At 53.2% G+C, this 12,469-nt stretch carries 11 protein-coding genes; 7 read left to right on the top strand and 4 right to left on the bottom strand.

The window, feature by feature from the left end; genetic code table 11:
* Positions 1 to 20: 20 nt before the first annotated feature.
* A complete protein-coding gene (locus RT52_RS01330; protein ID WP_034814571.1) occupies positions 21 to 698 on the top strand; it encodes a response regulator transcription factor in 678 nt (225 codons plus the stop codon).
* Positions 698 to 2,092 (top strand): sensor histidine kinase, encoded by a 1,395-nt coding sequence (locus RT52_RS01325; RefSeq protein WP_034814569.1) that lies wholly within the window; start codon positions 698 to 700, stop codon positions 2,090 to 2,092. Before RT52_RS01330 ends, RT52_RS01325 begins: the two co-directional genes overlap by 1 nt.
* A 33-nt stretch (positions 2,093 to 2,125) precedes the next feature.
* Here RT52_RS01325 and RT52_RS01320 read toward each other — a convergent pair whose 3' ends face one another.
* Genes RT52_RS01320 through RT52_RS01310 form a run of 3 tightly spaced genes read right to left on the bottom strand, consistent with a single transcriptional unit; the run spans position 2,126 to position 5,640 of the window.
* The gene (locus RT52_RS01320) at positions 2,126 to 2,548 is read right to left on the bottom strand and encodes a hypothetical protein (protein WP_156028758.1); all 423 of its coding nucleotides are present in this window, start codon (positions 2,546 to 2,548) and stop codon (positions 2,126 to 2,128) included.
* A 39-nt stretch (positions 2,549 to 2,587) separates the two neighbouring features.
* The gene (locus tag RT52_RS15960; protein WP_051690233.1) at positions 2,588 to 3,550 is read right to left on the bottom strand and encodes a F510_1955 family glycosylhydrolase; all 963 of its coding nucleotides are present in this window, start codon (positions 3,548 to 3,550) and stop codon (positions 2,588 to 2,590) included.
* A gap of 59 nt (positions 3,551 to 3,609) precedes the next feature.
* Positions 3,610 to 5,640, bottom strand: coding sequence for a heavy metal translocating P-type ATPase (locus tag RT52_RS01310; protein ID WP_051690232.1), 2,031 nt, complete (start codon positions 5,638 to 5,640; stop codon positions 3,610 to 3,612).
* Positions 5,641 to 5,748: 108 nt separating this feature from the next.
* Between RT52_RS01310 and RT52_RS01305 the strand changes: the two genes are divergently transcribed.
* The 4 genes from RT52_RS01305 (at position 5,749) to RT52_RS01290 (ending at position 10,117) form a co-directional block, all read left to right on the top strand.
* Entirely contained in the window at positions 5,749 to 7,248 is a 1,500-nt protein-coding gene (locus RT52_RS01305; protein WP_034814563.1) for a multicopper oxidase family protein, read from the top strand.
* 26 nt (positions 7,249 to 7,274) lie between these two features.
* Positions 7,275 to 7,847 (top strand): YdhK family protein, encoded by a 573-nt coding sequence (locus RT52_RS01300; protein ID WP_034814562.1) that lies wholly within the window; start codon positions 7,275 to 7,277, stop codon positions 7,845 to 7,847.
* A 208-nt stretch (positions 7,848 to 8,055) separates the two neighbouring features.
* Positions 8,056 to 8,757, top strand: coding sequence for a peptidoglycan DD-metalloendopeptidase family protein (locus RT52_RS01295; RefSeq protein WP_245175443.1), 702 nt, complete (start codon positions 8,056 to 8,058; stop codon positions 8,755 to 8,757).
* Between the two features lie 199 nt (positions 8,758 to 8,956).
* Positions 8,957 to 10,117, top strand: coding sequence for a sensor histidine kinase (locus RT52_RS01290; RefSeq protein WP_081852630.1), 1,161 nt, complete (start codon positions 8,957 to 8,959; stop codon positions 10,115 to 10,117).
* A 41-nt stretch (positions 10,118 to 10,158) separates the two neighbouring features.
* On the opposite strand, the gene RT52_RS01285 is transcribed toward RT52_RS01290, so the two are convergent.
* On the bottom strand, positions 10,159 to 11,064 hold the full coding sequence (locus RT52_RS01285) for an AraC family transcriptional regulator (protein WP_245175442.1): 906 nt from the start codon (positions 11,062 to 11,064) through the stop codon (positions 10,159 to 10,161).
* A gap of 229 nt (positions 11,065 to 11,293) precedes the next feature.
* On the opposite strand from RT52_RS01285, the gene RT52_RS01280 reads away from it, so the two are divergent.
* Positions 11,294 to 12,373 (top strand): sensor histidine kinase, encoded by a 1,080-nt coding sequence (locus RT52_RS01280; RefSeq protein WP_051690231.1) that lies wholly within the window; start codon positions 11,294 to 11,296, stop codon positions 12,371 to 12,373.
* The last annotated feature ends 96 nt before the right edge of the window (positions 12,374 to 12,469 follow it).

Raw genomic sequence — 12,469 nt, 5'->3', positions numbered from 1 at the left:
GGAGAAAAAGGAGGGCATGCATGAAGATACTGATTGTGGATGATGAAATGAAGATGCGCCGCCTGTTGCGGCTTTTTCTCGAAAGCGACGGCTACACGTGTCTCGAGGCGAGCGACGCGGCCGAAGCGCTCGAGCTCATCGCCGACCGTCCTGAGTTGGTCTTATTGGATATTATGATGCCGGACGTGGACGGCATCACCCTCTGTCGTCAACTGAAAAAACGGGACGCAGAGTTGCCCGTCGTCTTGTTGACGGCGCGTTCCGATAGCGAGACGACGATTCGCGGCTTAGACGCCGGGGCCGATGACTATGTGACGAAACCGTTCGATGGGAACGTGTTACTCGCCCGGATTCGTGCCGTGTTACGCCGTAGCCGTGTCACAAACGTCAGCTATGGCCCGCTACGATATGATGAATCGAGCGGCCGTGTGCTCTATGAGGAACAAGAGATCGTCCTGACCCCGAAAGCGACGGCGATTTTAAAATTGTTCCTCGAACATCCGAACCGATTATATAACCGCATGGACTTGTACGACCTCGTCTGGCCGTATTCTTCAGAATCCGACCCTCGGACCGTCGATGCCCACATCCGTATGATTCGGGACAAGCTCGGGGAGGCCGGTTTTCCGATTGACGATTATTTGAAGACCGTGTGGGGACGGGGCTATCGCTGGGTCGAGGGGCGGGACGTGCCGTGATGCCTTGGCGAAATAGTCTCCCGTTTCGAATCAGTCTCGTTTTTTTGTTGACGACGTTACTGATTGAAAGTGTCTTGTTCATGCTTTTGTATCATACCTTGCTCGGGGAACGGGTCGTCGAAGAGATTGACCGGCTCGAGTCACGGGCCGAAAGCCACGCGAGTGTATTGGCGATGAGTTTTGATGAGGAGACGATTTCACATGTCGCGACGATGGAAAGCGAGACCGATACGAAAGTCGCCATCGTCGCACCGAATCACGAGCTACTCGACACGTCCAACCGCTTCCCCACCGTCTTGTCGACGTTCATCCAGGATTCCTCGGACCAGGCTGCGCTCGATCAGACGGTCGTGCTCGAAACGGACTGGGAGAACAAGCCATATCTCGCCGTCCGGACGCCGATTGAGTCGATGGATGAAGCGACACGCTACGGTTATGTATACATGTTCCTGCCGACAGAAATCATTCACGGGATCAGCCATCGCTTGCAGCTTCGTTTCCTCTATATCACCGCCATCGCGCTTATCGTCACGGCATTGACGTTCCTTTTGCTCAGTCGACTAATCTCCAACCCGATTCAGCAACTGCGCCGTGCGACCGAGAACGTGTTGACGCGACCGGGTGAGTTGACCCTCCCGACCTCGCGTGTCGATGAGATCGGGGAACTCGCCCGCTCGATCGAATCGATGTCGCTCGAGCTGGCGCATCTAAAAAAAGAGCGGAATCAATTCCTGTCCGATCTCGCCCATGAGATTAAGACACCGCTCACGTATTTACAAGGGTATGCGGAAATCGCGTCCAAGCCTCAAACGCCCGTCGCTTTGAAAGAACAGTCGATTCAAACGATTTTAGAGGAGAGTCAAGCGTTAACCGAACTCGTCGAGAACGCGTTTCAACTCGCCCAACTCGATGAGAACACGTTCACGCTTCATAAAGACGAGATCATCCTTTCCGAACTGTGTGACGATTTGACGCGTGTCCTCACGTCCATGTTCCGTGTCACACCGATTGTATTTGAGAGCCGCATTTCGATTTCATCCGATGCGTCGCTCCGGATCGACCACAACCGAATCGTTCAAGTGTTCCGTGCGCTCGGACATAACGCGATCGTGCATAGCGAGGCGAGCCACGTCGCGCTTGATGGCGTGTTGACTAAAGATACGATCACGTTCACCCTCCAAGATGACGGCAAAGGGATCCCTGAGGCAGACTTGCCTCATATCTTCGAACGGCTATATCGCGTCGAGAAATCGCGTTCAAGACGCACAGGAGGAAGCGGGCTAGGGCTCGCCATCGCGCAACAGATTATCGAATATCATAAAGGGACGCTTCGTGTAGCTTCGGATTGCTCAGGTACGACTTTCACGATCGTACTCCCACTCCAAACAAAATAGCCGTCGCTTGTGCGTACAAGCGACGGCTATTGCTTATGGGTTCGGCCAGATGGCCACTTCATACGTTCCCCACGTCGGTTCAAGACGCTCTAACGCGGCATACATGATTCTCGGGCCATACAAGGGAACGAGCACCAGCTTTTCTGATGAATAGTTGACGACAACCGCCTCATCTAACGTAGACGAGATGAGGATGAACTGCCGGACGTGATGAATCCGTCTCGCGATATGGCGTTCGAGCTGATTCACGACTTCGAAGAATTCGACGTCAGAATAATGGGACCCGATGCGTTCTTTGAATCCCTCGAAAATCAAATCATCATCTCGAACGAGGCATGTCGCCATCCGGACGACTACATGGGCGAACGACTGTACGTTCATCCCGCCGAGCTCGAGGTCATAGATTTCAATCCGCCGTTCTTCCACCTCGTCACCTCTCTTTCCAACTGGTTTCACATCCATTTCCCCTCAACATGTGAAAGAGTTGTGAAAGCGTCACTTCGCCACGCCCGCTTGAAGAAGCACCGACCAGTTACCGTCTTCAAACAAGTAGACGCTATTGTCAGAAGTAGCGAGTAAGAGGCGCTCCTCTTCAATGGCGAGCTCAATCGGCACCGCGTCCGCTTCTAGATTCGGCAACGGCAGCACCGTCTCACCTTCGTCCTGACGTAAGACGAGTTCATAGTCGGACGCATCTCGCACATAGGCGATTGTCGGACCCTCCGTTGCGGCGAGGAGGATGTGCTCGCCTGAGATCAACGTGTCGAACGTATCGCCTCCATCGTCTGAGACGAGCATCCCGTTCGGGCCGTACACATACATACGTAGCGGTTCAGTGGCGTCAGCGAGAAGACCGGCAATCCCGTGACGAGCGGTCCCTTCCATCTTCATCGGTTCAAACGTCTCACCTTTGTCGAGCGAACGGTAAAAGCCTGGTCGCAACTCACTTGTCGGCTCTTCGAGATAAACGTATAGACTTTCGGACGTATAGCCTGCGCTCATATGGTGAAAATCCGCCTCCCCTTCTAGCGAGCGAACTTCGAGCGTCTCGCCTCGGTCGGTTCCACGGACGACACCGAGAGGATTTTTAAATGCGGATTGACGTTCGGGGTGACCGCTCGCATAAAAACCATCCTCGACAAGCTCAAAACCCATATAATCGTGACGGTTCGACATCAATTCGTACCAGCCATCATCCCGATACTCCATCAGTCCGTGGTGCGTCGCAACGACCGGACGGGCATCGTCCTGCCAAAACCCGGCCCCATGGATGTGCGTGATGGCCACGTCGGTCTCGACTCGTGTCCAATTGTCGGCTTCGTCTTGCTGTGCCTTTTGTTCCGTCTCGACCACAGGCGTTTCCTGTTCAGTCGCCGTGTCATTCGGTGGCGTATCCGGTCCACAAGCGGTCAAAAATACGGTCGCCAACAGAGTTGGCAAAATCAACTTTTTCTTCATTTGTTCTTCCTCCATCTTCAGCATCGTTTTCAGTTTAACGTCTAAAAATGAAAGAATTGTTAAATCCGAAGCGTTCTTGCATTGAGCGCAACGATGACGGTACTGAGGCTCATTAAGACCGCACCGACGGCAGGCGACAAGATAACACCGAGTGGGGCCAACACGCCTGCCGCAAGCGGGATGGCGACGATGTTGTAACCGGCGGCCCACCACAAGTTTTGAATCATCTTGTTGTACGTGTTGCGAGACAAGTCGAGAATCGACAGCACGTCTTTCGGGTTGCTCCGGACGAGGACGATATCGGCCGTTTCGACGGCAACGTCGGTGCCGCTCCCGATAGCGATCCCGACGTCCGCTTGGGCCAAGGCCGGTGCATCATTGATGCCGTCCCCGACCATCGCCACTTTGCTTCCATCGGCTTGGACGGTTTGAACTTGCCGTGACTTATCGTCCGGCAACACTTCGGCGTACACTTCCTCGATATGAAGTTGCGACGCTACCCAATCGGCGACTTTCCGATTGTCCCCCGTCAGCATGATCGGGCGGACGCCCCGGTCTTTCAATGCACGGACCGTCTCCTTGGCTTCATCGCGGACCATGTCCGCCAAAGCAATCATACCGACCAAATCCCCGTCTCGAAGCGTGAAGACGACGGTTTTGCCAGCGGTGGATAATCGATTGAATGCCACTTCATCAATCGCTAACTCATGCTCCCGAATATAGCGGGGACTGACGATTTGGACGTGTGCACCGTCCACGCGACCTTCCAGTCCGACGCCCGTGATCGAGGCGAAATCGACAACTTCCGGCAACGTCAACTCGCGTGCTTCCGCTTCCCGAAGAATGCCCCGAGCGAGCGGATGTTGCGAGGCCGTCTCGACCGCGGCGGCCAGACGTAACACGTCCTCTTCTGTATAAGCGGACGTGGCTTCAATGTCCGTCACCCCGAAGTCGCCTTGTGTCAACGTGCCCGTCTTATCAAAGATGACTGCATCGAGGTGACGCGCCTCCTCGAACTGAGTCCGGTTTCGAATCAATAGCCCGCGCTTTGCCGACAAGGACGTCGAGACCGCCACGACGAGCGGAGACGCGAGGCCGAGGGCATGGGGACATGAGATGACCATGACGGTAACCATTCGTTCGACGGCCGTACTGACTGGATAACCAAGGGCGACCCAAATGACGAACGTCAGCACACCCGCTCCGATTGCCACATAAAACAATAGCTTGGCGGCCCGGTTGGCTAAGTTTTGCGTTTTCGATTTAGATTCCTGCGCCTGTTTGACCAAATCGATGACTTTCGCCAAATACGTGCTCTCTCCCGTGTTCGTAGTGGAAATCGTCATACTACCTTCTTGGTTGATCGACCCTGCAATGACGACGTCCCCCGTCTCTTTTTCGACAGGCATCGACTCCCCGGTCAACATCGACTCATCGACCGTCGTCCGCCCGTTCAGCAGTTCTCCGTCGACAGGAATCTGTTCACCTGGTTTGACGAGAATCATATCTCCAGTAGCGATTGCTGACACCGGAACGTCTTCAATGTCGTTTCCGCTGATGCGGTGCGCCACGCTCGGTAACAAACGAACGAGCTGTTGCAATGCGTTCGACGCGCCCATAATGGAGCGCATCTCAATCCAATGGCCGAGCAACATGATGACGATTAACGTCGCCAACTCCCAAAAGAAGTCATGTCCATGCCCATATCCGAACACGATGGCGACACTATAGAAGTACGCGACGCTGATGGCAAGCCCGATCAGTAGCATCATCCCTGGATTCCGTTGACGCAACTCGTCGATGCTGCCTTTCAAAAACGGCCATCCTCCATAGACGTACACGATTGTCGCCAACACGAATAACGTCTCCTTTTCATAAGGAAACGTGAGTTCGAAACCGGCCCACTCTTGAATCATATCTGACAAGATGAGAATCGGGATCGTCAGCCCTAACGAGACGAAAAATCGACGCTTATACGCTTCAATCATCCCTTCATGTCCGCCGGCATGCGCGTCATGCGTTTCTCCGTGTTCATGATGAGATGATGCGTGGTGTGAATGTTCCACGTTACCACCTCCTATGTATACCATATACCCCTATGTAGTATATAAAAACTTATTTTCTCATTTAACAAAAATTTCATAACTTGTTGGTATAACGGAGTAGGCGCTCATTTTTAGGCGAAAGGGTGATGCCATATGAACCGTTTAATAAAATGGATCATCGCGATGGGTATCGTAAGTATCGTGATTGGGCTGACCTTCCTTTTGTTCACGTTTGCCCCGGGTCGCGGGATGATGGGTGACGGCTCATTCATGGGCGGGTGGAACGACGGCGGCATGATGCACGACAACGGCAGCATGGGACGCGGGAACACCGTCGATCTCGTCGCGTCGAACGAGCCGACTCAACCGCTGCCGATCCCGAAACGACTGCAACCCGACCGCGTCACGGACGAGGCGCTCTATTACACGGTTCGTGCCGAACGCGGCGAGCACCGATTCTTCAATCAGGGCGTCAGTAGCGAGACACTTGGTTACAACGGGAGTTTGCTCGGACCGATGATTGAGTTGCCTACAGGAAAGACAGTTTATATCGATACAATCAATCAACTCGATGAACCGACCTCTTTCCATTGGCACGGTCTCGTCATTCCTGGTGAAGAAGACGGCGGTCCACATCAATTGATTGCCCCGGGCGAGCAAAAGCGAGCTCGTCTCGATATTGACCAACAACCAGGCACGCTTTGGTTCCACCCACATCCGATGGGTGCAACGGCCGAACAAGTATACCTCGGTCTGGCCGGACTTCTTTATGTAACGGATGACATGTCTTCCAGTCTGCCGAACGAATATGGCGTCGACGACATCCCGCTCATCGTCCAAGATCGTCTTTTCACAGACGACGGTCAACTCGATTACAATCGCCAGATGAACATCGATGGCACGATTGGAGATACGCTGATCGCGAACGGTGCGATCAATACGACGTTCGATGTGACGACGAAGACGTTGCGCGTCCGCCTCGTCAACGGGTCCAACGCACGGAACCTCGACTTCTCATTATCGAATGGAGCATCGTTCACTCAAATCGCGACCGATGGCGGCTTAATCGACCAACCCGTTTCACTTGAGACGTTGAAGCTCACACCGAGCGAACGCGCCGAGATTTTAATCGATTTTTCAGACCTTTCGCTCGGAGACGAGCTCGCCCTTGAGGCGGACGGGATTTCGTTCACGACATTCACGGTGCGCAGCAAAATCGTACAGAACAGGGACTGGACCGATGCTTTCAGGGAAGCTCCGGTCGCTAACGAATCGAGCGAAGCTGACCGCCGCCTTACTTTATTCGGGGTGAGCCACATGGTGACGATTGACGGCAAGCAGTTCGACCCGGACCGAATCGACATCAATGTGCAACAAGGTACGACCGAGGTGTGGGAGATTTATAATCGAGATGACATGATGGGCGGAATGACCCATCCGTTCCACATCCACGGTGTTCAGTTCCGGATTCTCGAGCGGGACGGCAAGCCGCCGCCCGATAACGAACACGGCTGGAAAGACACGGTCGCCGTCGCACCAGGAGAGCGCGTCAAAATCAAAATGACGTTCAGAGAGTCAGGGACGTTCATGTATCATTGCCACATCCTCGAACATGAAGAAAATGGGATGATGGGACAATTGAACGTGAAATAATCATATTTTACTTGGAGGGAACAGCGATGAAATGGAATAAGAAACTTGGCGTAATGACGATGGCACTTTCACTCAGCGGTTTGCTCGTCGCTTGCGGTGAAGACGACACGACGGATAACAACACGCACATGAATGATCAGATGGAAGAGACGATGGACCACGGGGATATGGACATGTCCGGTTCTGGTGACGTGCCGGCAGGACTTCAAGATGCCGAGAACCCGACGTTCAATGTCGGAGATCAAGCCGTCATCAGCGAAGCCCACATGCCAGGAATGGAAGGGGCTGAGGCGACCATCGTCGGCGCCTATGACACGGTCGTCTATAGCATCTCATATGACCCGATGCATGGGGGCGAGCGCGTACGTGACCACAAGTGGATCATCCACGAAGAAATTGTCGATGCAAAAGCTGACGCTTATGAGCCAGGTGATGAAGTAACGGTCGATGCCGAGCATATGAACGGCATGGGCGGCGCGACCGCAACGATTGACTCTTCTGAGGAGACGACAGTTTACATGGTCGATTTCGAACTGGACAACGGAGAACGTGTCACAAACCACAAATGGGTGACCGAAGACGAACTGTCCGCGGAGTGAAGAAACAACCACCTTCATATGGAACGTTCACAGCGAGCTTGCCCAATTTGGGCAAGCTCGCTTTTAGAATGTCAATATATTTTTTTGAAATATAAATGAAATATTAAAATATATTTTTGATGATAAAATTTAAATTATCAGGTTCGTTATGTCGCATATACCACTTTCTCACATCGAAGGGATTTACATAAAAATGAAAAAGAAATTAATGACAATTGCATTAAGCGCGCTACTCACCGTCGGCCTTCTCACCCCTGTCTCGACACCGGTCGAAGCGTCGACCTATTACAAAGCCGAAGTGACGACGAACATCTTGAACGTCCGATCGGGCCCGAGTACGGCGTATCCGATCGTCGGCACGGCCAAGCTCGGTCAAACGTTTTCAGCGCAACACACGACGGCCTCGTGGACGAAAATCAACTTCAACGGCACGTCCCGCTACGTCTCGAGTGCATTCATCAAACCATACGCGAGCACGACGCTTCAAACGTCGTCGACGACGAAGCTCCTCATGCCGACGAAAGGCACGTTGACGCAAAAGTATGGTCCGGCGAGCGGCATTTACGGCTACACGTTCCATAATGGGATTGACCTCGCAGCAGCGAAAGGCACTCCGGTCATCGCCGCGTCTGGCGGACAAGTCATCGTCGCCCGCAACGCCGGCGCCTACGGGAACCACATCATGATCACGCATCAATTGAACGGCCAGTCGTACACGACCGTTTACGCCCACCTCGATCGCTTGAACGTCGTTCAAGGCCAGACGGTCTTACGCGGCGCGACCATCGGCACGGTCGGCAACACCGGCAACTCGTTTGGTAACCATCTTCACTTCGAAGTACATAAATCGCCATACGTCTACAGCAGTAGCGCACCGGCGAGTAGCCTCAATCCGTATAACTTCTTTTGACACCTCCCCTCCATCCCGCATCGGATGGAGGGTTTTTCAATTCGTCCCGGATTGAAGCCGAAATTGATTGGTACTTTATTGTGACTATTGGTTTTGGCTTCATTGACGTATAATGGAAATCAAAAGATAACTATTTTCAAACGGACGTTTCGTCTTCATATATGTGACAGAGTTAACAAGAGTGAAAGGAGGTTCGCTTATGGAACGTAAGCAGTTCTATCCGTCGCGTCGGCACCATCACCGAAATGGAGGAAAACGACCACTCTCCGCCAAACGCACCCGGCCGCCCCACAGTTTCCCGATTGCTTCGATCGTCGAAGAGGCGCAAGACGCGATCTGTTATATCGACTTCACCCGCAACCACCTCTATTCGAACGAAGAGTTGCGCGCGATGTGCCCAGCGATGGTCACCCGCCGTTTCGAGGACGTTACGGCGCTCACCGCCTTCTTTTTCGCGCGCTTCGAAGAGAACGGGGCTGACCTTGACGCAATCGCCCCGGTCTGGCAAGAGATGCTCGACAACCGCTTCCTCGGTTGCCCGAACATGGACGCCCACCGCCTTCATCTCGGGGAACGGGTGATTCAACTCATCTTCAACTTCACGAACACGCCGCGCGGTGTCTTCATCATGTGGCGTGACGAGACGGAGACGATTCTGTTCGAGGAACAAAAGGACGCCTTCCTCGCCGAGCTGTCACACGACTTCCGGACGCCGCTCACAGCCATCAACGGCTACGCCGAGCTGCTCATGTATCGGCACACCGACGACGAGAAGACGCACGCCATGCTCACGCTCGTGAAACAAGAGGCCGAGCGGCTCGAACGGCTCGTCGACAACTTCCTCGACTATCAGCGCGTCTCGTATTCCGAAGAACTGTTGACGCGGCAACCGATTGATTTGTCGCGACTGCTCGAATCCATCGTCTCGAGCTATGACGCGACGTCGGCCAACCATCGTGTGACGCTGTCGACGCCTGAGTCGGCCACAATCGAGGCCGACCAAGACAAGCTGCTCCAACTCGTCCACAATTTGGTCGGCAACGCCATCAAATATTCTCCGAACGGTGGGACGATTGACGTCTCGGTCACCGATGAGGACGGGACGCTCGTCTTATCCGTTAAAGATTCTGGTATCGGCATCCCGGAGGAGGCGCTGCCGTATATCTTTGACGAGTATTACCGTGTCGACTCCGACGCCCACCGTCCGATTAAAGGGACCGGGCTCGGCCTGCGCATCTGTAAGCGGATCGCCGAGGCGCACGGTTGGGGCATCCATGCCGATTCGGTTTACGGGGAAGGGACGACGTTCGCGATTTACCTGTATTCGCCCATTGCGACGAATCAACCAGTGCACGACTAAAGGGATGCGGCGCGGCCACATCCCTTTCCTGTGTCTTCCTTTTATTCGCTCGATGTCCCCGTACGTTGGTGACGGATGTCCGCACGAGGCGACATTCCGAACAAGCGGGCGTATTCTCGGCTGAATTGCGACGGACTTTCATAGCCGACTTGAAACGCCGCTTCTCCGATATCGGCCGACTGCATCAAGAGCAAGCGCCGCGCTTCTTGCAGACGCAGCTGCTTTTGATACTGGAGCGGACTCAACGTCGTCACTTCTTTGAAGTGCCGATGGAGAGACGAGACGCTCATGTTTCCAACTTGGGCGAGCTCTTCATTGCGCAATACTTTGGTGAAGTTGCCCATGATGTAGTCAATCACACCCTTGATTTGGAACGCTCGACTGCCTTCAGACGATAGATGCGTCAACACATCGCCGAACGGGCCTTGTGACAATAAATAGAGCAGCTCTTTTTTATAGAGCGGGGCGAGTGTGGCAATATGCTCAGGTTGCTCGACGAGTTTCGTCAATCGCAGCGTCACATCACGCAATGCGTCATCACTCTCACCGACGAACAATCCTCGACGCTCGATTTCCCCGTCAACGAACCGATCGGTCGGGTGACCGATTGCGTCAACTAAGTCGTCTAGCGTGAATTCGACCATGATGGCGATGTACGGTGTCTCTGCTGTCGCCTCAGTCACTTGGCCGATGACCGGTAAATCGACCGAGGCGACGACGCTGTTCCCCCCTTGGTATATCAGTTTCTCATCACCGAGCAACACTTCTTTCTCACCTTGGAGCACGAGACAGTAGGACGGTTTGTTCACCCGAGAGATGGGGTCAGACACGACAGACTGATGGATAAAATATAATGACGGTACTTCCATATGATGAATCCCATCACCTGCGATCCCGCGCTGGACGATATCAATCATTTCTTGAATTGACGGTTCGATGAACGTCACGCTCCCTTACATCATTTTTATTAGTATACTGCATCGTTCATAGATGTGGACATTCTTCACGAACACGTTGAGCGGATTAGGCAAGTATCCGATTGAATCGAACTAACATGACGTTAGGACTAGACGCTATAATGAATAAACCTGATGTGCCTACACATAAAGACAGAAACCGACTGACCTGAACCACGTCATGTCTCACCTACATATTTGATGGAAAGGAGACTGCACGATGACCGAACATCGCCCTACCTCACACGATTTGCACCAAAATGCCGAAACGACCAGGCCATCTCCCATATTTCCTTTCATCAATCAAGCAATCGATGCGATTTGTTATATCGACTTGGTCGAGTTTCACTTTTATGCGAACGACCGCTTGCACCAACTTTATCCCGCGCTCGAATCCACTGCATTCCCGACTCATACGGCACTCGCCGACTACATTCAATCAGCATTGTTACGGTCCGGCTGTTCGAGTGAACAGGCGACCTCGTTTTGGGACTTGACGTGCTCGACGTCTGCCGATGATGGCGAACAGACCTTACCAATCGACGGCCGCGCCATCACACTCTCGTTCCACTTCGTCCATCCACGTTCCGGCGTCTTTATCGTCTGGCGTGACATGACGAATGAAGTAACTGAAAAAGAACAACACGATGCGTTTATGACAGGTTTTTCACGCGAAGTGCAACATCCAATCACACTCATTTCTAGCTATACGGAGCGGCTATCACGCAATCGTGACCTCGACCCTGTCTCAAAAGATTTGTTGCATGTCGTTCGCCGGGAAGCGGAACGGTTGGAGCATCTGCTCACGAGCTTCCTCGCTTATCAACAGCAAGCCAGGCATGACGACTTGACGGTGACGACGTTTTTGCTCGACCCGATTCTCCAAAAGATGTGCGCCCACTATAAAACCATCTCACCGTTTCACGAGATTGCACTGTCGATTGCCGAGCCGCTCGTGATCAAAGCAGATGAGCAGCGCCTCTTGCAGCTACTGCATAATTTGATCGGCAACGCTATCCGTCACTCGCCGGAAGGGGGCACGATTCGACTCGGTTTGACACGAGTGGAAGGTACGGCTGTCCTCAGTGTCCACGACCCAGGCCTCGGCATTCCGCCCCACTTGTTGCCACACCTCCTCGACAGTCGCGGGTCTGACGATTTTGACCTCGGTCTCTTGTTTTGCAAACAGATCGTCGAAGCGCACGGTTGGAGCATCCATGTCGAATCGGTTTATGGAGAAGGAACGACTTGCTTCATCGAACTGCATACGCTTGATGTGGAAGCGATGAACGAGAAATAAATTGTAGAGAATATTTTCTACTGAATCCGAGACAGGTGCGTCATCCGTGTGATGACGCACCTGTTTTTCGTTATTTCGGATTAAGAATTGACATTT

Source organism: Exiguobacterium alkaliphilum 12/1 (genome assembly GCF_000714435.1).
GTDB lineage: Bacteria > Bacillota > Bacilli > Exiguobacteriales > Exiguobacteriaceae > Exiguobacterium > Exiguobacterium alkaliphilum.
Note: the sequence above shows the minus strand (reverse complement) of the source record. Positions and strands in the feature narration are given on the sequence as shown.

What these genes read in the sequence shown, in the direction of transcription:
- RT52_RS01330 (WP_034814571.1), top strand. Translation starts at nt 21, where the DNA reads ATGAAGATACTGATTGTGGATGATGAAATGAAGATGCGCCGCCTGTTG.
- RT52_RS01325 (WP_034814569.1), top strand. Translation starts at nt 698, where the DNA reads ATGCCTTGGCGAAATAGTCTCCCGTTTCGAATCAGTCTCGTTTTTTTG.
- RT52_RS15960 (WP_051690233.1), bottom strand. Translation starts at nt 3,550, where the DNA reads ATGAAGAAAAAGTTGATTTTGCCAACTCTGTTGGCGACCGTATTTTTG.
- RT52_RS01310 (WP_051690232.1), bottom strand. Translation starts at nt 5,640, where the DNA reads ATGGTATACATAGGAGGTGGTAACGTGGAACATTCACACCACGCATCA.
- RT52_RS01305 (WP_034814563.1), top strand. Translation starts at nt 5,749, where the DNA reads ATGAACCGTTTAATAAAATGGATCATCGCGATGGGTATCGTAAGTATC.
- RT52_RS01300 (WP_034814562.1), top strand. Translation starts at nt 7,275, where the DNA reads ATGAAATGGAATAAGAAACTTGGCGTAATGACGATGGCACTTTCACTC.
- RT52_RS01295 (WP_245175443.1), top strand. Translation starts at nt 8,056, where the DNA reads ATGACAATTGCATTAAGCGCGCTACTCACCGTCGGCCTTCTCACCCCT.
- RT52_RS01290 (WP_081852630.1), top strand. Translation starts at nt 8,957, where the DNA reads ATGGAACGTAAGCAGTTCTATCCGTCGCGTCGGCACCATCACCGAAAT.
- RT52_RS01280 (WP_051690231.1), top strand. Translation starts at nt 11,294, where the DNA reads ATGACCGAACATCGCCCTACCTCACACGATTTGCACCAAAATGCCGAA.